Source organism: Pseudoroseicyclus tamaricis (assembly GCF_012070395.1).
Lineage (GTDB): Bacteria > Pseudomonadota > Alphaproteobacteria > Rhodobacterales > Rhodobacteraceae > Pseudoroseicyclus_A > Pseudoroseicyclus_A tamaricis.
In genome coordinates this window covers 379,480-397,798 of sequence record NZ_JAAFYS010000004.1, presented here as the reverse complement: position 1 = coordinate 397,798, position 18,319 = coordinate 379,480, and the positions used below count along the sequence as shown (strand labels likewise).

At 68.5% G+C, this 18,319-nt stretch carries 23 protein-coding genes; 11 read left to right on the top strand and 12 right to left on the bottom strand.

Annotated elements, in window-relative coordinates; genetic code table 11:
- Positions 1 to 24 precede the first annotated feature (24 nt).
- The 4 genes from trxA (at position 25) to GY170_RS17700 (ending at position 2,113) form a co-directional block, all read left to right on the top strand.
- On the top strand, positions 25 to 345 hold the full coding sequence (gene trxA, locus GY170_RS17715) for a thioredoxin (protein WP_163896069.1): 321 nt from the start codon (positions 25 to 27) through the stop codon (positions 343 to 345).
- An 88-nt stretch (positions 346 to 433) separates the two neighbouring features.
- Entirely contained in the window at positions 434 to 988 is a 555-nt protein-coding gene (hslV, locus tag GY170_RS17710; protein WP_163896067.1) for an ATP-dependent protease subunit HslV, read from the top strand.
- A 192-nt stretch (positions 989 to 1,180) separates the two neighbouring features.
- Positions 1,181 to 1,561, top strand: a complete 381-nt coding sequence (locus GY170_RS17705; RefSeq protein WP_163896065.1) for a hypothetical protein — start codon at positions 1,181 to 1,183, stop codon at positions 1,559 to 1,561.
- A 141-nt stretch (positions 1,562 to 1,702) separates the two neighbouring features.
- The gene (locus tag GY170_RS17700; protein ID WP_163896063.1) at positions 1,703 to 2,113 is read left to right on the top strand and encodes a hypothetical protein; all 411 of its coding nucleotides are present in this window, start codon (positions 1,703 to 1,705) and stop codon (positions 2,111 to 2,113) included.
- Positions 2,114 to 2,190: 77 nt separating this feature from the next.
- Here GY170_RS17700 and GY170_RS17695 read toward each other — a convergent pair whose 3' ends face one another.
- The 3 genes from GY170_RS17695 to GY170_RS17685 all read right to left on the bottom strand — a co-directional run bounded on the left by GY170_RS17695 (position 2,191) and on the right by GY170_RS17685 (position 5,036).
- On the bottom strand, positions 2,191 to 2,673 hold the full coding sequence (locus GY170_RS17695) for a hypothetical protein (protein ID WP_163896061.1): 483 nt from the start codon (positions 2,671 to 2,673) through the stop codon (positions 2,191 to 2,193).
- 141 nt (positions 2,674 to 2,814) lie between these two features.
- Positions 2,815 to 4,164: a polysaccharide biosynthesis/export family protein gene (locus tag GY170_RS17690; protein ID WP_235937864.1), complete on the bottom strand. Its 1,350-nt coding sequence runs from the start codon at positions 4,162 to 4,164 to the stop codon at positions 2,815 to 2,817.
- Between the two features lie 107 nt (positions 4,165 to 4,271).
- Positions 4,272 to 5,036 carry a metallophosphoesterase gene (locus GY170_RS17685; RefSeq protein ID WP_163896057.1) on the bottom strand — a complete coding sequence of 255 codons (765 nt, stop codon included), beginning with the start codon at positions 5,034 to 5,036 and terminating at the stop codon, positions 4,272 to 4,274.
- A gap of 119 nt (positions 5,037 to 5,155) precedes the next feature.
- Between GY170_RS17685 and hslU the strand changes: the two genes are divergently transcribed.
- Positions 5,156 to 6,466 carry an ATP-dependent protease ATPase subunit HslU gene (hslU, locus tag GY170_RS17680; RefSeq protein WP_163896055.1) on the top strand — a complete coding sequence of 437 codons (1,311 nt, stop codon included), beginning with the start codon at positions 5,156 to 5,158 and terminating at the stop codon, positions 6,464 to 6,466.
- Here hslU and GY170_RS17675 read toward each other — a convergent pair.
- Together GY170_RS17675 and GY170_RS17670 are read right to left on the bottom strand one after the other, a co-directional pair.
- Positions 6,463 to 6,780 carry a HigA family addiction module antitoxin gene (locus GY170_RS17675; RefSeq protein WP_163896053.1) on the bottom strand — a complete coding sequence of 106 codons (318 nt, stop codon included), beginning with the start codon at positions 6,778 to 6,780 and terminating at the stop codon, positions 6,463 to 6,465. The genes hslU and GY170_RS17675 overlap by 4 nt on opposite strands.
- Positions 6,770 to 7,168, bottom strand: coding sequence for a type II toxin-antitoxin system RelE/ParE family toxin (locus tag GY170_RS17670; RefSeq protein WP_163896051.1), 399 nt, complete (start codon positions 7,166 to 7,168; stop codon positions 6,770 to 6,772). Before GY170_RS17670 ends, GY170_RS17675 begins: the two co-directional genes overlap by 11 nt.
- On the opposite strand from GY170_RS17670, the gene GY170_RS17665 reads away from it, so the two are divergent.
- Positions 7,167 to 8,390 (top strand): MFS transporter, encoded by a 1,224-nt coding sequence (locus GY170_RS17665; protein ID WP_163896049.1) that lies wholly within the window; start codon positions 7,167 to 7,169, stop codon positions 8,388 to 8,390. The two genes, GY170_RS17670 and GY170_RS17665, sit on opposite strands and share 2 nt — an antisense overlap.
- Here the strand turns inward: GY170_RS17665 and GY170_RS17660 are convergent.
- The 3 genes from GY170_RS17660 to GY170_RS17650 are packed head-to-tail and all read right to left on the bottom strand — an operon-like array spanning position 8,373 to position 10,671.
- Positions 8,373 to 8,981: a Smr/MutS family protein gene (locus tag GY170_RS17660; protein ID WP_163896047.1), complete on the bottom strand. Its 609-nt coding sequence runs from the start codon at positions 8,979 to 8,981 to the stop codon at positions 8,373 to 8,375. The two genes, GY170_RS17665 and GY170_RS17660, sit on opposite strands and share 18 nt — an antisense overlap.
- Entirely contained in the window at positions 8,981 to 10,012 is a 1,032-nt protein-coding gene (gene mltA, locus GY170_RS17655) for a murein transglycosylase A (protein ID WP_163896046.1), read from the bottom strand. Before mltA ends, GY170_RS17660 begins: the two co-directional genes overlap by 1 nt.
- Positions 10,009 to 10,671: a Tim44/TimA family putative adaptor protein gene (locus GY170_RS17650; protein WP_163896044.1), complete on the bottom strand. Its 663-nt coding sequence runs from the start codon at positions 10,669 to 10,671 to the stop codon at positions 10,009 to 10,011. The genes mltA and GY170_RS17650 overlap by 4 nt, the downstream gene beginning before the upstream one ends.
- A gap of 144 nt (positions 10,672 to 10,815) precedes the next feature.
- On the opposite strand from GY170_RS17650, the gene GY170_RS17645 reads away from it, so the two are divergent.
- Complete coding sequence (locus GY170_RS17645) at positions 10,816 to 11,334, top strand: FxsA family protein (RefSeq protein ID WP_163896042.1); 519 nt, start codon at positions 10,816 to 10,818, stop codon at positions 11,332 to 11,334.
- Between the two features lie 120 nt (positions 11,335 to 11,454).
- Positions 11,455 to 11,991: a protein-export chaperone SecB gene (gene secB / locus GY170_RS17640; RefSeq protein WP_163896040.1), complete on the top strand. Its 537-nt coding sequence runs from the start codon at positions 11,455 to 11,457 to the stop codon at positions 11,989 to 11,991.
- A gap of 18 nt (positions 11,992 to 12,009) precedes the next feature.
- Here the strand turns inward: secB and dnaQ are convergent, their stop codons facing one another.
- From dnaQ to GY170_RS17620, 4 genes are read right to left on the bottom strand one after another with little or no spacing between them, the layout of a single operon-like run.
- On the bottom strand, positions 12,010 to 12,693 hold the full coding sequence (gene dnaQ, locus GY170_RS17635) for a DNA polymerase III subunit epsilon (RefSeq protein ID WP_163896038.1): 684 nt from the start codon (positions 12,691 to 12,693) through the stop codon (positions 12,010 to 12,012).
- Complete coding sequence (gene coaE / locus GY170_RS17630) at positions 12,686 to 13,294, bottom strand: dephospho-CoA kinase (protein ID WP_163896036.1); 609 nt, start codon at positions 13,292 to 13,294, stop codon at positions 12,686 to 12,688. Before coaE ends, dnaQ begins: the two co-directional genes overlap by 8 nt.
- Positions 13,291 to 14,127 carry a shikimate dehydrogenase gene (locus tag GY170_RS17625; RefSeq protein WP_163896034.1) on the bottom strand — a complete coding sequence of 279 codons (837 nt, stop codon included), beginning with the start codon at positions 14,125 to 14,127 and terminating at the stop codon, positions 13,291 to 13,293. Before GY170_RS17625 ends, coaE begins: the two co-directional genes overlap by 4 nt.
- A complete protein-coding gene (locus GY170_RS17620) occupies positions 14,124 to 14,726 on the bottom strand; it encodes a Maf family protein (protein ID WP_163896032.1) in 603 nt (200 codons plus the stop codon). The genes GY170_RS17625 and GY170_RS17620 overlap by 4 nt, the downstream gene beginning before the upstream one ends.
- Positions 14,727 to 15,118: 392 nt before the next feature.
- Here GY170_RS17620 and hemJ point away from each other — a divergent pair, with 392 nt between their 5' ends.
- The 3 genes from hemJ (at position 15,119) to mnmE (ending at position 18,315) form a co-directional block, all read left to right on the top strand.
- Positions 15,119 to 15,574: a protoporphyrinogen oxidase HemJ gene (gene hemJ / locus GY170_RS17615; RefSeq protein WP_163896030.1), complete on the top strand. Its 456-nt coding sequence runs from the start codon at positions 15,119 to 15,121 to the stop codon at positions 15,572 to 15,574.
- A 166-nt stretch (positions 15,575 to 15,740) separates the two neighbouring features.
- Positions 15,741 to 17,015 carry a transcription termination factor Rho gene (rho, locus tag GY170_RS17610; protein WP_163896029.1) on the top strand — a complete coding sequence of 425 codons (1,275 nt, stop codon included), beginning with the start codon at positions 15,741 to 15,743 and terminating at the stop codon, positions 17,013 to 17,015.
- A gap of 28 nt (positions 17,016 to 17,043) precedes the next feature.
- The gene (gene mnmE, locus GY170_RS17605; protein ID WP_163896027.1) at positions 17,044 to 18,315 is read left to right on the top strand and encodes a tRNA uridine-5-carboxymethylaminomethyl(34) synthesis GTPase MnmE; all 1,272 of its coding nucleotides are present in this window, start codon (positions 17,044 to 17,046) and stop codon (positions 18,313 to 18,315) included.
- Positions 18,316 to 18,319: the final 4 nt, after the last annotated feature.

Genomic DNA, 18,319 nt, shown 5'->3' with positions numbered 1-18,319 from the left:
GACATCTTGTGCTAGGAGGCTTCCATGGCCACGATCCCCGTCACCGACGCGACATTCGAAGACGAAGTCCGCAATTCCGACGTCCCCGTGGTGGTGGACTTCTGGGCGGAGTGGTGCGGCCCCTGCAAGCAGATCGGCCCGGCGCTCGAGGAGCTGTCCAACGAGTACGGCGACAAGCTGAAGGTCGTGAAGGTCAACGTCGACGAGAACCCGAACACCCCCGCCCAGATGGGCGTGCGCGGCATCCCGGCGCTCTTCGTCTTCTCAGGCGGCCAGCCCGTCTCCTCCCGCGCCGGCGCGGCGCCGAAGGCGGCTCTGAAGAGCTGGATCGACAGCGCGATCTGAGCCGGCAGCGGCTCCACCACAGGGCGCCTTCGGGCGCCCTTTTCGTTTTCTCCCCCGCCCCCATATCGGTCCGAAAGAGGAGGCTCTCATGGCAGACGAATTTCCCGGCTGGCACGGCACGACGATCATCGGTGTGCGCAAGGGCGGCGAGGTGGTGGTGGCCGGTGACGGGCAGGTGACGCTCGGCCAGACGGTCATCAAGGGCACGGCAACCAAGGTGCGCCGGCTGGCGCCCGGCGGCCGCGAGGTCGTGGCCGGTTTCGCTGGGTCGACGGCGGATGCCTTCGCCCTCCTCGAGCGGCTGGAGAAGAAGCTGGAGGCAACGCCGGGCCAGCTGCAGCGCGCCTGCGTCGAGCTGGCGAAGGACTGGCGGACCGACAAGTACCTGCAGAAGCTGGAGGCGATGCTGATCGTCACCGACGGCAAGGACCTCTTCGTCATCACCGGCGCCGGCGATGTGCTGGAGCCCGAGCATGACGTCACCGCCATCGGCTCCGGCGGCAACTACGCTCTCGCGGCCGCCCGCGCCCTGATGGACAGCGAGCATGGGGCGGAGGAGATCGCCCGCCGGGCCATGGGCATCGCGGCGGACATCTGCGTCTATACGAACGGCAATCTGACCGTGGAGCGAATCACTCCCTAGGCGTTTCGCGCCGCCAGTGGCGCTGCACTGCGGCGCGGAATCCACACATTCGGCGCGAAACTGTGCAACAGGGGCCCGGTCGGCCCCCGTTTCGTTGAAAACCGACCCCCGCCTGCCGCGAATGGCGCTATCCGGGGTGGCAAACACTGTGATAACGCTGGGCCAAGTTCTTAACCCCTGAGGATGTTACCAATGACCCGATTTCTGATCATCGGGGCCACCGCTATGCTGATCGGCGCCGGCCCCGCCTCTGCCGATACCCTCATGAACACGGCTATCCAGTCCGGCGCCTGCGGCTCCGGCGCTGTGACGTCCGCCACGATGGACGCCGCCAGCGGCAACATCCTTGTCACCTGCGGCAGCCCCATCGGCGTCACGCAGGATGGCATAACGTTACAGCCCGCCGGCGCACTCGGCGGTGCGGGCGCGGCTGGCGCTGCTGGCGTGGCCGGCGGCGTGACCGCCTTCGGCGGCCTCGCTGTCCAACTCGGCCTCTCGGTCGGCCTCGCGGCCGGCAGCATTGCTGCTGGCAACGTCGCCAGTGGCGGTGCGACGCCGAATACCACGAACTGAGGCGGCCAATCCGCCTCAGCTGGCGCCGGGCTTCGGCTCGGCGCTTGATAAACTGGGTGCGGCTTTGCTAGGGGTCGTACTGATAGCCTCGGAACCGTCCGGGCGAAAATGAATTGCCTCGACAGACAGAAGGAATAAGTCATGACCAAATTTCTGACCATCGGAGCCACGCTCCTCACCCTCGGCGCCGCTCCCGTGATGGCTGACGACATCATGGACATCGCCACCCAGTCCGGCGCCTGTGGCTCTGGCTCGGTTGCGTCCGCCGCGCTTGACGCCGCCACCGGCAACATCCTCGTCACCTGCGGCAACCCCGTCGGCGTGACCCAGTCCGAAGTTGCGGGCGGTGCCGGTGGTGCTGCTGGTGGTGTCGCCGGGACGACTGCGGGCACCGTCGGTGGTGTGGCAGGTGGGCTTGGCGGGATTGCCGCCGGTGGTGTCACCGCGTTCGCCGGGATCGCTGTTCCGCTGGGCGTGACCGTTGCCGTGACCGCCGGTTCCATCGTCGCCGGCAACGCCGGTGGTGGCTCCACGCCGAACACCACGAACTGAGACGGCCCTTCATTGCCGTTGAAGCGCCACGCCCTGCCCGGGCGTGGCGCATTTCGTTTGAGCTGCCGATATCCGGCTCAGCAGCTGCGATAGCCCATGCGGATGAGTTGCTCGCCCGAGATCCGGCGCATGGCGATTCGAAGGTGGCGCGCGTCGCTCATGAACCAGCTGCGCAGCGGCTCGCGATAGAACTCCGCCATGACATTCGACCAGTGCTCGAAACGCTCGGGCGACAGCGGCAGGCCGTAGCTGCTCGGCCCGTGGAACCCGAAGGTGGTCGCCGGCGAGATGCAGACGTTGCTCGCGCCGAGATACAGCGTGCAGGCCGAGTAGCAGATGTTGCCGCGAATCTCGACGCGCTGCCCCGACTGCTTCAACTGGCGCACGAATCTCGCCCGCGTATCGACGAGCCCTCCCAGGTCATCCCCCACGACAAGCGGCGGATAGGAGACCTGGGCCGTCGCCTCGTTTGCCGAAATGGAGAATGCGGCGCCGAGCGCCAGGCAAAGCTTCACCGTTGCCACCGCGAGCGCGCGGCGGCCCAAATTCCAGAGCTGCATGATCGTTACCCCTCAAACACACCAGCCGCACCGCGGCCGGGATGAGGAAGAACACGGATCTCTTACGCAGCCCTTGAGGACTCGATCTTATGAAAATTGCCGGCACTTCTGCCGGCAACCATCTCTCCGATCAGACGCGATTCAAATTGCGTCGGCCGCGCTGGAGAGCAGCACCGGGAAGGCCTGCTGCAGCGCCCGGTTCCACCGGGTGATCGGTTGCTCCTCGATGAAGACAATATCGTCCGGGCGCATCTCGAAGCGCGTCGCGAGGGTCAGGTTCACGGCGTTGGCCGCGTCGAGGTGCCAGGCCGTCACCGCGCCGAAGTCGCGCGGATCGGAGGAGGCGCGCAGCACGTAGATCTGCCGCGGGTTGCCGGTCGCCGTCTGGAAGCCGCCGTTGCCGTAGAGCACATCCGCCAGTGTCGCCTGCTGGCCGAGCGGCAGGGGCTGGCGGCCCTGATTGGTGACCTCGCCGGCGAGATAGACGTAATCGTACTCGATGGCGCCGAGCTCGATCTGAGCCTGGTAGTTGGCGCGCGCCTCGTTGAGAGCGGCCCGGCGCAGGCCGACCTCGGTGGTCAGCTCGTTCAACGCGGCCTGCCGGGCATTGGCCTCCAGCGTCGTGAGCTGGATTTCCTGCTGGTAGAAGGTCAGCGCCCGGTCGAGATCGTATCCGGTGTCGACGAACACCGAATCGCCATCGGCGAGGCGGATGTCGCGCAGCTCGGGACGGTCGCGGTAATCCTCCAGCGGAATCTCGTAGAGCGTGCCGTCGCGGTAGACGCGGATGACGCCGAACTCGGGGTTGGCCACCTGAACGCCGCCCGCGGCGGTGACGGCATCGCCCAGCGTCGGCTGGGTAAGGCCAACGGGCACGCGGGTGTCGTTCGCCACGGCGCCGCCGATATTCACGTATTGCGAGTTGAAGCCGGAGACCTCGAGGCTGAAGCTCGGGTCGATCCCGCCCTGGATGAAGCGGTCGAAGAGCTGCGCCTCCGCCTGCTCGATCGTCAGCCCGCCGAGCTCGATCGTGCCGACCTCGGGGATGGTGACGGAACCGTCGTCCCGCACCGTGTAGTCCTGCTGCACGTTCTGGCCGGCGACGCCGCCGCTCAGCGGGTCCAGCACGTCTTCCCGGGCGCGGGTGGCGAGGCGGACGCGGTCGCCCACGCCAATCCGGTAGGTCTCGTCAGCGGCGGAGGGCGGCGGCCGCAGCCCCACCGAGCCGGGGACGAGATCGGGCACCTGCGGCGAGCTCGGCAGCGCGCCGAGGCCGCGGGGGGTGCCGCCGCCGGCCACCTGGCTGAAGTAGGCCGGCAGGCTCCGCGGGGCGTAGGGCTGGCGATTCGCCAGTAGCACTGCCTCGGGGGTGATGGGGATTTCCCGCACGGCGAGGCCGGCGGTCTGATCGGACACGGTGGGGCTGAAGTAGGTCACGCCGCATCCGGCCATCGAAAAGGCGCAGCCCAGAAGCGTGGCGCGCAGCGTCATGGAAATAGGTGTCATTCGCCCCTCGGTGTCCTGTTGTCCCGGGCCGTAGCGCCGGGGGCATCTGTCGCAGAATACCTAGCGGAGGCGTTTGTCCGGACTAAAGCCGCTTATGCGCCGGGCCCGGATTTCTCTGCCCGGTGCTGCAAGAAGCGCACGCTGCCCTCCTCCACCAGCGCAGCCGTCAGACAGCCGGTGGCATAGGCGCCGGTGTCCACCGCGATGCGCCCGGCGGCGGCGCTCGGCTCCGGCACGATCACATGGCCGTGGGCGACCCACATGCCGTCGCTGCGAGGCTCAGACGCGAAGCGGGGGTGCCCCCAGAGGCAATCCTGGCTGCGCTGCTCGGAGATCGGCGTCAGCGGATCGCCCCCGGCGTGGATGGCGACGACGTTGCCACTGGCATGGCTCATGGGCAGGCCTCGGAGCCAGGCGATCATCTCGGCGCCCATCGCCTCGCTCAGCCGGTCGGCCGCCTCTTCCAGCTGCTCGCCCGTCGGCGCGAGGCCGAGGCCGCCGATGCCGAAGGAGGCGAGCGTCTGCAGCCCCCCGTTGCGCAGCCAGCGCTCCCCGGCGCGGGCCGGTTTGTCTAGGAAATCGAGGCACATGGCCTCGTGGTTGCCCATCACGCAGACCGCATCGAGCGCCATCAGCCGGCGAAGCACGGCGGCGGCATGATCCCCCCGGTCGACGTAGTCGCCCAGCATGATCACGCGATGCTCCGGCGCCTCATCCTTCAGGCGGGCGAGGAGCCCGTCGAGCAAGGCGGCGGTGCCGTGGACATCGCCGATGAGGGCCAGGGGCTCTTCCGGCGCCAGAGGGGCGGTGAAGGCAGGCTTCGGCGAACGGCGAAACCGGGACAGGAGGGACTTCATACAATACAGCGCAGCGTCTTCATCGGGATAAGTATGGCCTGACGGCGGGGTTTGACCAGTGCCGGGGTTGGAAAACCCCCTCCAGCCGCCTAAGTCGCCGGCTGCAACCGGAGGAAACCATGTCAGACCTCACCCCCCGCGAGATCGTCTCCGAGCTCGATCGTTTCATCATCGGCCAGAAGGAGGCGAAGCGCGCCGTCGCGGTGGCGCTGCGCAGCCGCTGGCGCCGCAAGCAGCTCGCCCCCGAGCTGCGCGACGAGGTCTATCCCAAGAACATCCTGATGATCGGCCCTACCGGCGTCGGCAAGACGGAGATCTCGCGCCGCCTCGCCAAGCTGGCCCGCGCGCCCTTCATCAAGGTCGAGGCGACGAAGTTCACCGAGGTCGGCTACGTCGGCCGCGACGTCGAGCAGATCATCCGCGATCTCGTCGACAGCGCCATCCTTCAGACCCGCGAGCAGATGCGCGAGGATGTGAAGTCCCGCGCCCAGCAGGCGGCGGAGGATCGGGTGATCGAGGCGCTGGCCGGCGAGGGCGCTCGCGACCAGACGCGCGAGATGTTCCGCAAGAAGCTCCGCTCCGGCGAGCTCGACGACACGCAGGTCGAGCTCGAGGTCTCAGACAATTCCCAGCCGTCCGGCATGTTCGAGATCCCCGGCCAGCCCGGCATGATGGGCGGCGGCATGAATCTGGGCGATCTCTTCGGCAAGGCCTTCGGCGGCCGGACGGTGAAGAAAAAGTTCACAGTCGCCGAGAGCTACGACGTCCTCATCGCCGACGAGGCGGACAAGCTGCTCGATGACGAGGCCGTCAAGCGCACCGCGCTGGAAGCGGTGGAGCAGAACGGCATCGTTTTCCTCGACGAGATCGACAAGGTCTGCGCCAAGTCCGAGGGCGGGCGCTCCGGCGATGTCAGCCGCGAGGGCGTGCAGCGCGACCTTCTGCCCCTCATCGAGGGCACCAACGTCTCCACCAAGCACGGCCCGGTGCGGACCGACCACATCCTCTTCATCGCTTCCGGCGCCTTCCACGTCGCCAAGCCGAGCGACCTGCTGCCCGAGCTTCAGGGGCGCCTGCCGATCCGCGTCGAGCTGCGCGCGCTGACGGAGGGGGATTTCGTCCGCATCCTGACGGAGACGGACAACGCCCTCACCCGCCAGTACACCGCCCTGATGGGGACGGAATCGGTGGAGGTCTCCTTTACCGAGGACGGCATCCACGCCCTCGCCCGCATCGCGGCGGAGGTGAACGAGAGCGTCGAGAACATCGGCGCCCGCCGCCTCTACACGATCATGGAGCGGGTCTTCGAGGAGCTCAGCTTCACCGCCCCCGACAAGGGCGGCGAGAGCGTCGTGGTCGACGAGGCCTTCGTGGAGAAGAACGTGGGCGACCTGGCGCGCAGCGCAGACCTCAGCAGGTACGTGCTCTAGGCAGCGTCGTCTTCATGCCACTCGATCGGGGCGACGCGCGGAGCCTCGCCCCGTTCGGCCCACCAGATGTCGTGCTGCATCTGCAGGGCGAGCCAGAAACGCGTGCCGTTCTGGAACGCCTGACCGAGCTTCTGGGCCATCTCGAGAGAGACCGAGCGCCGCTCGTTCAGCAAACCCGAAAGGGCCTGGCGGCTCACCCCGAGATGGGCGGCAAGCTCGGTCACCGTCATGCCGATGTTCGGCAAGATGTCCTCCCGCAGGATGGCGCCCGGGTGAGCCGGTGCGAAGGCCATGGTTGGCGTCTCAGCGGCCATGATAATCCTCCAGATCAATGTCGCGCGGGCCGTGACTGTCCCAGCGATAGGTCAAACGCCAGTTGCGACTGACTTTCACCGAGTAGGTTTCCTTCCGATCACCGGTCAGGACGTGCCAGCCAAAGCCGGGCAGGTTCAGGTCTTCGGGGGCGGTTGCCACGTTGAGCGCAGAGAGAACGCGTTTCACCTTTCCCACCCACTCGGGCCGCAGCTTGCTCTCGTCCCCACGGAGAAAGAGCGCCTTGAGCCCCTTGTGTCTGATGCGGCTGCCGTCGATCACCTCAAAACCTGTCACGCGTAACGTTACACGCGACAGGTAGTGCGTGGCCTTGGTTCTGGCAACCCCGCCCTTCCCTTCCCCGCCAAACAGGCAGAGGAAGACGCCCATGTCCTTCCTCACCTTTCTCCGCGAGAACTGGCTCTTCCTGCTTGCGGGGGTCCTGCTCTCCTTCAGCTCCTCCTACGGGCAGACCTTCTTCATCGCGCTGTTCTCCGATGAGATCCGTGCCGAGCTGGGGCTGAGCCACGGCGGCTGGGGCGGGCTCTATACCATCGCGACCTCGGTCTCCGCCGCGCTGATGCTCTGGGCCGGCGCGCTGACGGACAGGTTCCGCGTGCGCCGGCTGGCGGGCTTCGTGATGGCCGGGCTGGCGCTGGCCTGCCTGTCGATGGCGAACCTCTCCGGCATCCCGATGCTGCTGGTGACCATCTTCGCGCTGCGCTTCTTCGGGCAGGGCATGATGAGCCAGCTCTCGACCGTCGCCATGGCGCGCTGGTTCGTCGCCACGCGCGGGCGGGCCCTCTCCGTCGCTGCCATGGGCTTCGCGCTCGGGCAGGCGGTGCTGCCGATCACCTTCGTGGCCCTGGCTGAGGTGATGGACTGGCGCTGGCTCTGGGTCGTCGCCGCCGGGCTGGTGCTGCTGGTGCTCCCCGGTGTTCTGCGCCTCCTGCGCTCCGAGCGGACGCCGCAGAGCTTCGCCTCCGGAGAGGAGAGCGCCGGCATCGGCAACCGGCACTGGACGCGGGGCGAGATGCTGCGCCACCCGCTCTTCTGGTGCCTCGTGCCCCTGCTGCTCGGCCCGCCCTCCTGGGGCACGGTGCTGTGGTTCCAGCAGGTCGAGCTTGTGGCGGAAAAGGGGTGGACTCTGGCGGGCTTCGTCGCCCTGCTGCCGCTCTTCACGGCCGTCTCCGTCAGTACGACGCTCGCCTCCGGCATCGCCATCGACCGCTTCGGGCCGATGCGGATGCTGCGGCTGTTCCTGCTGCCCTACATTGCTGCCTTCGTGCTGATGGCGGGGGCGGAGAGCCTGCTCGGCGCCGCCGTCGCGCTCTGCTTCGTCGGCATGGGCATGGGGCTGGCGGGCACCGTCGTCGCGGCCTTCTGGGCGGATGTGTACGGGACGCGCTTCATCGGGGCGATCAAGTCGGTCAATGCCTCGATCATGGTCTTCGGCTCGGCGCTCGGCCCCGGCATTTCGGGCTGGCTGCTCGACCGCGGCATCGGAATGGAGGCGCAGTTCCTCGCCTTCGCCGTCTACTTCGCCCTCGCCGCCCTGCTCGCCTGGGTGGCGCTCAGCCTCTTCGCCCGCCCCTCAGCGATGCCGGCGTAGGTAGACGTAATAGGCCCCCTCGCCCCCGTGGCGGATGTGCGCCGGCGTCACCTGCATGACGATCGTGCGCAGGGGCGGCAGCGCCAGCCAGTGCGGCACGTTGTGGCGCAGCACGCCCTGCCGCACGGGCATCGGCGCCAGCTCGTCGCGGCGCTTGCCCTTGCCGGTGATCACCAGAACCAGCCGCTTCCCGTCGCCATAGGCGGAGAGGAGGAAGCTCGTGAGGTAGGGGTGCGCCTCGGCCGCCGTCATGCCGTGCAGGTCGATCCGGGCATCGGGGGTGAGCTTGCCGCGCGTCATGCGCCTGTGTGCCTTGTGGTCCATCGCCGGCGGGCGGGCGCGCAGCGCCTCGGCCATCGTCGGCGCCAGATCGTCCTGCACCGGCTTCGGCTGCGCCTTCTGGCCGAGGCGGAAGCCGTGCAGGCGGGCCTCCTCCTTGCGCGGCGGCTCGGGCTTGCGGGGCTCGGGCTTCTCCACGGGCGCCGGCTCGCGCGGCGCCGTCTTGGCGCGCGGATGCAGCGGGTCCGCCTGGCGCGTGACGTTGTCCCAGAGGCGTCGCTCCTCCGGCGAGAGATGGCGGGGCCGGCGCATCAGCGGATCTCGGTGCCCGGGTCCGCAGCAACCGCATGGGCGAGCTGTATGGGCAGGAGCATGACCAGCCGCCCGCCATCGCGGATGGTGCCGGCCGCCCTGCCCGCCTCGCGCCCGGTGCCGAAGAAGATGTCCGCCCGCTGCGGCCCCTTGATGGCCGAGCCGGTATCCTGCGCCACCATCAGCCGCGCCATAGGCTCCGCCCCCGCCTTCTCCATCCAGACAGGCGCGCCGAGTGGCACGTAGGCCGGGTCGACCGCCAGCGAGCGCATGGGCGTGACGGAGCGGTTCATGGCGCCGAGCGGGCCCTGATCGGCGGGAACGTCATCGACCCGCCGGAAGAAGACGTAGGAATCGTTGCGGCGGATCAGCTCCGCCCCCTCCTCCGGGTTCGCCCGCACCCAAGCGCGGATGCGCTCGGCGGAGACCTCGTGGGGCTCGAAGATACCCCGCTCGATGAGCATCTCGCCGAGCGAGGAATATTCGCGCCGGTTGGCGGCGGCGTAGCCGAGCCGCATCATCTCGCCGCCGGGCAGGCGGATGCGGCCCGAGCCCTGGATCTGCAGGAAGACGGCATCCACCGGGTCCGCCACCCAGGCGAGGGCGAGACCGCGATCCTCCATCACGCCCGTCTCCTCGATCTGGCGCCGCGTCAGCCAGGGGCCGCTCGTCGGCAGCTCCGGCGGCGGGGCGTAGAGGGGGACGTGGTAGTAATCGCTCGGCCAGCGGTCGCCCCGCAGCTCGGGCTCGTAATAGCCGGTGAACAGCGCCTCCCCCTGCCATTCGACGGGCAGGAAGAACCGCTCGAAGAAGGCGCGCGGCTCCGGCCCGGTGCGGGCGAAAGCGCAGAGCGTCGCCCAGTCGCGGCCGCGCATGTCGCCGCAGGTGGAGAGGAAGACGTCCAGCGCCGCGGCGTGGTCATCCTCCGCCCAGCCGGACAGGTCATCGAAGGAAAGAAGGCGCGCCTCCGGCATGGGCGCAGCCGCCCCAGCCAGCACGAAGGCCAGGCCGGCGAGGGCCCGCCGGATCATTCGCCCGTGGCGACCAGTTGCCAGTTGGGATCGTCGCTCGTCATCACGCGGGCGAAGGTCCACACGTCTTTCTGACGACGCCGCTCGGTGAGCGAGCCTTCGACGATGTCGCCGGCGCGGTCACGGACGGCCCAGATCATCTCGCTGACGAAGCGGACGGAAACCTCGCCCTCGGTGCTCTCGCTGTCATACTCGGCGTCGGAGAGGGTGAGCTCGTTGAGCCCCTCGAACTTCGCCTCGACCTGCAGGCCCTCGCGCTCGCGCTGCTCCACCACCTGGGCGAAAGCCTCGTAGACCTCGTCGGAGAGGAACGGGCGGACGGAGGCGAGATCGCCATGCTCGAACGCCATGAGGATCATCTCGTAGGCGCCGCGGGCCCCGTGCAGGAACTCGCCGACGGAGAAGGACGGATCGGCCCGCTTCATGTCGGCCAGCGCACGGGCGGCGTCGGACTTCTCGGGCACATGGTCGGTGATGTCGCGGTCGGGGCCGCCCTCTATCACCTCGAGCTCGGGGCGCGGGCCGCGCCTGTCGGCCGGGCGCTCGAGGCTCGGCTTCTTTTCGAAGCCCTCGCGTGTCCCCAGAACGCTGCGCAGGCGCAGGATCAGGAAGATGGCAATACCGGCGAGGACGAGCAGCTGAAGGACGGGACCGTTCATAACAGGAGGCGACTTTCCGCGGCTTATGCGTTGCGATGGGGCGTCTCGACCCTATCTAGGGCGGGCAAGGGGCCGAGTCCACCTTGGCCCCCGCCAAACCCGGCCCGCACAACCATTCGTGCGGGCGGACAGGAGGATCTGCCCATGTGGCTATTCGCGGCCTTTCTCGCCGTTCCGCTGATCGAGATCGCCCTCTTCATCCAGGTGGGCGGCGCCATCGGCCTGTGGCCGACGCTGGCCATCGTCGTGATCACCGCGATCCTCGGCACGTGGCTCGTCCGCCGAGAAGGCGCGCGGGCCCTCGGCGACCTCAAGCGCAGCTTCAACGATCTGCGCGATCCCTCCGAGCCGCTCGCGCACGGGGCGATGATCCTCGTTTCCGGCGCGCTGCTGCTGACGCCGGGCTTCTTCACCGATGCCTGCGGCTTCGCGCTGCTGGTGCCCGGCGTGCGCCGCTGGGTCTTTGAGCGGGTGCGCGACCGGGTGGTGGCGCAGAGCTTCACCTACGGCAGCCAGCCGCCGCGCCAGCCGGGCCCCGGCGCCGGGCCGGCGCCGCGGGGGACGAAAGGGCCGCGCAGCGACGACGTGATCGACGCCGATTTCGAGGAGGTGACGCCCGGCAAGCGCCCGACGCATCAGCCCTCCGGCTGGACGCGGCACTGAGGGCGGCGGGGCCTCCGGGCCTTGCCATGAAGCCCACGGGCGGCCCCTCCCGGCCTTTTGCGTTGAGGCGGAGGCCTCCGCCTGCTACGCAAACGCGATTTTTACCAACGGGAGCCTGACATGGCCGACGACACGCCCGAGACCGAATCCAACGGCAGCGCGCCGAACGGCGCCTCCGCTCCGCAGCAGCAGATCAGCCAGCGCATCCTCGCGCAGTACATCCGCGACCTCTCTTTCGAGAACGTCCTGAGCCAGAAGGGCGCCCAGCCCGACGCGGTGCCGGAAGTCTCGGTTCAGGTGAACCTCGATGCCCGCAAGCGCGGTGAGGATACCTACGAGGTCGTCACCAAGCTGAAGATCACCTCCAAGGCCAAGGGCACCGAGAATGTGCTCTTCCTGCTGGAGATCGAATATGCCGGCATGTTCGAGGTCAAAGGCGTCGCGCAGGAGCAGCTGCACGCCTACCTGATGATCGAATGCCCGCGCATGACCTTCCCGTTCCTGCGCCGCATCGTCTCCGACATGACGCGCGACGGCGGCTTCCCGGCGGTGAACCTCGAGACGATCGACTTCGTCGCCCTTTACCGGGCCGAGATCGCCCGTCGCCTGCAGGCCCAGAAGGCCGCGCAGGGCGAAACGCCGACGGCCGAGGCCTGAGGCCCTACCGGGCGCGGCTCAGGCATTCTGCCAGAGCGCGCCCTCGATTTTCTTGACAAAGGCGGCATGCGCCGCCTTTTCGGCCTCCGTCAGGCGGGACGGCAGCGGCTCCGGCCGGGGCTGCGCCCGCCAGGCCGGGACGGTGGCGCCATTCGCGCTCGCCGACGGGCCGCCGAGGGCGAAATCGGGCTGACGACCTCCGATCAGCTCCAGATACACCTCCGCCAGGATCTCCGAGTCGAGCAGCGCCCCGTGCAGGGTGCGTGCCGAGTTGTCGATCCCGAAGCGCCGGCAGAGCGCATCCAGCGAGGCCGGGGAGCCGGGGAAGCGGCGCCGCGCGATGGCGACCGTGTCGATCGCCTGCTCCATCGGCAGCAGCGGCCGGCCGGCCCAGCGCAGCTCGGCATTGAGAAATTTCATGTCGAAGGCGGCGTTGTGGATCACCAGCTTCGCATCGCCCACGAAGGCGAGAAACTCGTCCGCCAGATCGGCGAAGAGCGGCTTGTCGGAGAGGAACTCCTCCGACAGCCCGTGCACCTCGAACGCCTCCTGCGGCATGTCCCGCTGGGGGTTCAGGTACTTGTGAAACGTCCGCCCCGTGGGCAGGTGGCCGGAAAGCTCCACCGCGCCGATCTCGACGATCCGGTCGCCGGTATCGGGCTCGAAGCCGGTGGTTTCGGTGTCGAGAACGATCTCACGCATCGGGGTTCTCCGGCTTCTGGTAGCGGACGAGCACGTCGGCCAGCACCTCGCGCACCTGCGCGCGGGCATGATCCGGCGTGTCGGTGACGATCACGTAGCTCGCCCGCTCCTGCTTCTCGGCATCCGGCATCTGGCGGGCGAGGAGGGCGTTGAACCGCTCCTCCGTCATGCCCTTGCGGGCGAGCACGCGGCGGCGCTGCATCTGCGGCGGGCAGGTGGTGACGATGGTCGCGTCGAACTCCAGATCCAGCGCCGTCTCGAAGAGCAGAGGGATATCGCAGACGACGACATCGGCATCGACGGTTGCCATGAAGGCGAAGCGGTCGGCGCGGGCGAGGGGGTGGATGATCTCCTCCAGCCGCTCGAAGGCGGCGGGATCGCGCGTGACGCGGGCCGCGAGGCGGACCCTGTCGATGCTGCCGTCGTGGCGGACAGCATCGTGGAAATCCTCCTCCAGCGCCGCGCCAGCCGCGCCGCCGGGGCCGTAGAGGCGGTGGACGGCGGCGTCGGCATCCCAGATGGCAGCGCCTTCCTCGGCGAACATCTGCGCCGTCGTGCTCTTGCCGGTTCCGATGGAGCCCGTGAGCCCGAGCGAGATCATTGGCCGAGCGCGGCGGCGCGGGCGGCGTCGTCGACCTCGGGCTTCAAGCCGAACCAGCGCTCGAACCCGGGCACGGCCTGGTGCAGCAACATGCCCAGACCGTCGACGGTGGTGCAGCCGGCGGCGCGCGCCTCCCGCAGGAGGCGGGTTTCCAGCGGCTGGTAGACGAGATCGGTCACCAGCTTGCCGGGGGCGAGCCCGTCGAGCGGCACGCGCAGCTCCGGGCAGCCCTCCATCCCAAGGGAAGTGCAATTGACGACGGTCTGCGCCTCCTCGACGGCATTGCCGGCCTGAACCCAGTCGATCACCTTGATCTTGGAGCCGAAATCCTGCTTCAGCCCCTCCGCCTTCGGGCGGGTGCGGTTGGACAGCAGGATCTCGGTCGCCCCTGCCTCGATCAGCGCCCCGATCACCGCCCGAGCGGCACCGCCGGCGCCGAGCACGGCGCAGGGGCCGTCCCCCGCCGACCAGCCGGGCGCCTGCTGGCGGATATTGGCGAGAAAGCCGGTGCCGTCGGTGTTGTCGGCATGGATGCCGCCGTCGGCGCGGAAGATGAGCGTGTTGGCCGCGCCGAGCAGCGTCGCCCGGTCGGAGATGTGATCGGCGATGCCGAGCACGGCGACCTTGTGGGGGATGGTGACGTTGCAGCCGACGAAGCCCATCTTGGGCAGCGTGCGCAGCACCGTCTCCAGATCATCCTCCCCCACGGGGAGGGCGACGTAATCGCCCTTGATTCCATAGGTTTTCAGCCAGTGCCGATGCAACCGGGGCGAGCGGGAATGGCCGATGGGGGAACCCAGAACACCGGCGAGAGGGAAGGCAGCGTCGCTCATGCGCGGACTGTCCCGCGTAGACGCAGATATGACAAGAGGGGCAGAAGCGGCAGGCCGAGGATGGTGGCCTGATCTCCCTCGATGTTGCTGAAGAGCGCCAGCCCCTCCTCCTCGATCTTGTAGCCGCCCACGCTGTCGGCGACGCCCGGCCAGGTGCGGGAGAGGTACTCCTCGATCTCCGCCGGCGTCAGCGCATGCATGGTCAGCCGCGCACGGGTGATGTGGCGCCAGACGGGCGCGCCGCCCTCGTAGAGGACGGCGGCGGAGAGGAGGTCATGCGTCTGACCCGCGAGACGGGCGAGCTGGGCCGCGGCCTGCTCCCGGCTCTCCGGCTTGGCGAGGATCTCGCGATCATGGACGAGCACCTGGTCGGAGCCGAGGACCAGCCGGTCCGGGTGCCGCCCGGAGGCCTTTCGCGCCTTCGCCTCGGCGAGGGCATCCGCCACATCGCGGGGTGCCGCGCCGTCGGCCGCGAGCGAGGCGCGGATGGCGGCCTCGTCGACGCGGGCGGGCGACACCTCGAAGGGCAGGCGCACCTGGGTCAGGAGCGCGGCGCGCGTGGCGGAGCCGGAGGCGAGAATGAGGGCTGTGGATGACATGGGGGACAAGAGTCGGTGGGAGGGGTGGGTAAAAGGGGTGAATGCCACGAGCCGCCAGACTTGCCCATGGGCTTGACGCTGCTTCGCCGCAGCAGGGCCCCGAGTCCCCCACGGGGGATAGGAACAAGTCGGGGGCTGTGAGCGACTCTGGCGGGCGTGGCGGGGCCGGGGAGAGTCAATCTGTGGAGCGGGGCAGGGGGAGCGGAAAATTACTATTCAAATCAGTTACTTGTGTAATTCATGATTCGTTCATCTTCTCCTGAGCGCCGCCGGAGATCTGTGGACAAGCCTGCGGAGAAGTCTGGAGACCCGACTTGTCCACACCCCTACAACCACCACTACTTTCCTTCTTATAGAATCTTTGATTCAGAGGAGGAGAAGGGAGCCCCAGCATGATCGGCGATTTTCTCACCTGGTTCTATCCGACGACGAAGTCGCTCCACGTGATCTCGATGGTCGCGTGGATGGCCGGGATGTTCTACCTGCCGCGGCTCTTCGTCTATCACGCGGAGGCGGCCACGGAGGGCTCCGAGACCGCCGAGACCTTCAAGGTGATGGAGCGGCGGCTTCTCCGGGCGATCATGAACCCGGCAATGATCGCGACGTGGATCTTCGGGCTGATGCTCGTCTTCACGCCCGGCGTGGTCGACTGGAGCCAGGGCTGGCCCTGGGTGAAAGCGGCGGGGGTGATCGCGCTGAGCGGCGTACACGGCTGGCTGTCGGCGCAGCGCAAGGAGTTCGAGGCGGGAACGAACCGGCGGACGGGGCGGACCTACCGGATGGTGAACGAGGTGCCGACGGTGCTGCTGATCATCATCGTCGTCATGGTCATCGCCCGGCCGTTCTGAGAGCCGCTGAGAGCCGGGAGGGCCTGCGCGCAGCCCCGGGGCGCCGGCGGATTGACTCGCGGCCCCACGGCCCCTATCTGAGAGGCGCTGCCCCGTCCGGGGCGATGCACAATCCTGTCATTCGACGATCCCGGTGGCCTCGGCCGCCCAAAGCCCGAGTATCCGCATGTCCGAAGAGCGCCTGAATCTTGCCGACCTGAAGGCCCAGAGCCCGAAGGACCTCCTCTCCCTCGCCGAGGAGCTGGAGATCGAGAACGCCTCGACCATGCGCAAGGGCGACATGATGTTCGCCATCCTCAAGGAGCGGGCCGAGGAAGACTGGGTCATCGGCGGCGACGGCGTGCTGGAAGTGCTGCAGGACGGCTTCGGCTTCCTCCGCAGCCCCGAGGCGAACTACCTGCCGGGGCCGGATGACATCTACGTCTCGCCCGACATGATCCGCCAGTATTCGCTGCGCACAGGCGACACCGTCGAGGGTGTCATCGCCGAGCCGGGCGAGAACGAGCGGTATTTCGCGCTGACCAGCGTCGAGAGCATCAACTTCGAGGACCCGGAGCGCGCGCGCCACAAGGTCGCCTTCGACAACCTGACGCCGCTCTATCCCGACGAGCGCCTGCAGATGGAGATCGAGAACGACCCCGCGACCAAGGATCGCTCGGCGCGGATCATCGATCTCGTTGCGCCCATCGGGAAAGGCCAGCGGGGTCTGATCGTGGCGCCGCCGCGCACGGGTAAGACCGTGCTTTTGCAGAACATTGCCCGCTCCATCGAGGTGAACCACCCCGACACCTACCTGATCGTGCTGCTCATCGACGAGCGGCCCGAGGAGGTGACGGACATGCAGCGCTCGGTGAAGGGGGAGGTCGTCTCCTCCACCTTCGACGAGCCGGCGCAGCGGCACGTGGCCGTCTCCGAGATGGTCATCGAGAAGGCCAAGCGGCTGGTGGAGCACAAGCGCGACGTCGTGATCCTGCTCGACTCGATCACGCGCCTGGGCCGTGCGTTCAACACCACGGTCCCGTCGTCGGGCAAGGTGCTGACCGGTGGTGTCGACGCGAACGCCCTGCAGCGGCCGAAGCGCTTCTTCGGTGCGGCGCGGAACATCGAGGAAGGCGGCTCGCTGACGATCATCGCCACGGCGCTGATCGATACCGGCAGCCGGATGGACGAAGTGATCTTCGAGGAGTTCAAGGGCACGGGCAACAGCGAGATCGTGCTCGACCGCAAGGTCGCCGACAAGCGCGTCTTCCCGGCGATGGACATCCTCAAGTCCGGCACGCGGAAGGAGGATCTGCTGGTCGACAAGGCCGATCTGCAGAAGACCTACGTGCTCCGGCGAATCCTCAATCCGATGGGGACGACGGATGCCATCGAGTTCCTCATCGGCAAGCTCAAGCAGACGAAGACGAACAGCGACTTCTTCGACTCGATGAACACCTAAAGACCATAAAGAACAATGAGATAGGCGGATGGATACCATTTTCGCCCTTGCCACCGCCGCCGGGAAATCCGGTGTGGCGGTGGTTCGCATTTCAGGCCCCGGCGCGCTTGGCGCGGCGGAGGCCCTGGCCGGGCCGTTGCCGGAGCATGGCCGGAAGCTGGCAAGGCTGACCGGAGCGGACGGGCTGATCGACGAGGCGCTGGTGCTGACCTTCGCGGCCGGGCGGAGCTTCACCGGCGAGGCGGTAGCGGAGCTGCAGTGCCATGGGTCACGCGCCGTGGTGGCCGCGGTGCTGGATGCGCTCGCAGGGCAGGGGCTGCGGCCAGCAGAGGCTGGGGAGTTCACCCGCCGGGCTCTGGAGAACGGACGGCTGGACCTCGCGCAGGTCGAGGGGCTGGCCGACCTCGTGGAGGCGGAGACGGAGGCGCAGCGGCGGCAGGCCGTGCGGGTCCTCGCCGGCGCACTTGGCGCCAAGGCCGCTGGCTGGCGGGAGACGCTGGTGCGGGCGGCGGCGTTGATCGAGGCGACCATCGACTTCGCCGATGAAGAGGTACCGGTGGACGTGACCCCCGAGGTGACGGAGCTGATCGGCCGGGTTCTGCCGGAGCTGCGGGCAGAGGTGACCGGGTACGGAGCGGCCGAGCGGCTGCGCGAAGGGTTCGAGGTGGCCATCGTGGGCCGGCCGAACGCCGGAAAGTCTACGCTTCTCAATGCTATGGCGCAACGGGAGGCGGCGATCACCTCGCGCGTGGCGGGGACGACGCGGGATGTCATCGAGGTGCGGATGGATATCGCCGGCCTGCCGGTGACGCTGCTCGATACCGCCGGGCTTCGCGAGGCGGAGGACGAGGTGGAGCGGATCGGCGTGGAGCGGGCGATGTCCCGCGCGGCGTCGGCGGACCTGCGGCTGTTCCTGCTCGACGCTGACGGGGAGGTGCCGCTGCTGGCGCCGGGCCCGGAGGACCTCGTGGTGCGTGGGAAAGCGGACCTGGGCGGCGAGGGCGTCTCCGGGCTGACGGGGCAGGGGGTCTCGGCGCTGATCGGGGAGATCGGCGCCCTGTTGCAGGGGCGGGTGACCGGTGCCGCGACGATCCACCGACAGCGCCAGCTCCGTGCCGTGCAGGCCGCCGTGGGGGCTTTGGAATCGGCGGAGGATGAGGTAAGAGCGGGCTCCGACCGGGCTGAGCTGGCGGCGGAGCGGCTTCGCGAGGCGATGCGGGCGCTCGACATGCTCATCGGCCGCGTCGGGGTGGAGAACCTGCTGGACGAGATCTTCTCCAGCTTCTGCATCGGAAAATAGAGCC

Excerpts from the sequence above, each read along its gene's own strand:
- trxA (WP_163896069.1), top strand. The coding sequence starts at position 25 with ATGGCCACGATCCCCGTCACCGACGCGACATTCGAAGACGAAGTCCGC.
- hslV (WP_163896067.1), top strand. The coding sequence starts at position 434 with ATGGCAGACGAATTTCCCGGCTGGCACGGCACGACGATCATCGGTGTG.
- GY170_RS17705 (WP_163896065.1), top strand. The coding sequence starts at position 1,181 with ATGACCCGATTTCTGATCATCGGGGCCACCGCTATGCTGATCGGCGCC.
- GY170_RS17700 (WP_163896063.1), top strand. The coding sequence starts at position 1,703 with ATGACCAAATTTCTGACCATCGGAGCCACGCTCCTCACCCTCGGCGCC.
- GY170_RS17695 (WP_163896061.1), bottom strand. The coding sequence starts at position 2,673 with ATGCAGCTCTGGAATTTGGGCCGCCGCGCGCTCGCGGTGGCAACGGTG.
- GY170_RS17690 (WP_235937864.1), bottom strand. The coding sequence starts at position 4,164 with ATGACGCTGCGCGCCACGCTTCTGGGCTGCGCCTTTTCGATGGCCGGA.
- GY170_RS17685 (WP_163896057.1), bottom strand. The coding sequence starts at position 5,036 with ATGAAGTCCCTCCTGTCCCGGTTTCGCCGTTCGCCGAAGCCTGCCTTC.
- hslU (WP_163896055.1), top strand. The coding sequence starts at position 5,156 with ATGTCAGACCTCACCCCCCGCGAGATCGTCTCCGAGCTCGATCGTTTC.
- GY170_RS17675 (WP_163896053.1), bottom strand. The coding sequence starts at position 6,780 with ATGGCCGCTGAGACGCCAACCATGGCCTTCGCACCGGCTCACCCGGGC.
- GY170_RS17665 (WP_163896049.1), top strand. The coding sequence starts at position 7,167 with ATGTCCTTCCTCACCTTTCTCCGCGAGAACTGGCTCTTCCTGCTTGCG.
- GY170_RS17670 (WP_163896051.1), bottom strand. The coding sequence starts at position 7,168 with ATGGGCGTCTTCCTCTGCCTGTTTGGCGGGGAAGGGAAGGGCGGGGTT.
- GY170_RS17660 (WP_163896047.1), bottom strand. The coding sequence starts at position 8,981 with ATGCGCCGGCCCCGCCATCTCTCGCCGGAGGAGCGACGCCTCTGGGAC.
- mltA (WP_163896046.1), bottom strand. The coding sequence starts at position 10,012 with ATGATCCGGCGGGCCCTCGCCGGCCTGGCCTTCGTGCTGGCTGGGGCG.
- GY170_RS17650 (WP_163896044.1), bottom strand. The coding sequence starts at position 10,671 with ATGAACGGTCCCGTCCTTCAGCTGCTCGTCCTCGCCGGTATTGCCATC.
- GY170_RS17645 (WP_163896042.1), top strand. The coding sequence starts at position 10,816 with ATGTGGCTATTCGCGGCCTTTCTCGCCGTTCCGCTGATCGAGATCGCC.
- secB (WP_163896040.1), top strand. The coding sequence starts at position 11,455 with ATGGCCGACGACACGCCCGAGACCGAATCCAACGGCAGCGCGCCGAAC.
- dnaQ (WP_163896038.1), bottom strand. The coding sequence starts at position 12,693 with ATGCGTGAGATCGTTCTCGACACCGAAACCACCGGCTTCGAGCCCGAT.
- coaE (WP_163896036.1), bottom strand. The coding sequence starts at position 13,294 with ATGATCTCGCTCGGGCTCACGGGCTCCATCGGAACCGGCAAGAGCACG.
- GY170_RS17625 (WP_163896034.1), bottom strand. The coding sequence starts at position 14,127 with ATGAGCGACGCTGCCTTCCCTCTCGCCGGTGTTCTGGGTTCCCCCATC.
- GY170_RS17620 (WP_163896032.1), bottom strand. The coding sequence starts at position 14,726 with ATGTCATCCACAGCCCTCATTCTCGCCTCCGGCTCCGCCACGCGCGCC.
- hemJ (WP_163896030.1), top strand. The coding sequence starts at position 15,119 with ATGATCGGCGATTTTCTCACCTGGTTCTATCCGACGACGAAGTCGCTC.
- rho (WP_163896029.1), top strand. The coding sequence starts at position 15,741 with ATGTCCGAAGAGCGCCTGAATCTTGCCGACCTGAAGGCCCAGAGCCCG.
- mnmE (WP_163896027.1), top strand. The coding sequence starts at position 17,044 with ATGGATACCATTTTCGCCCTTGCCACCGCCGCCGGGAAATCCGGTGTG.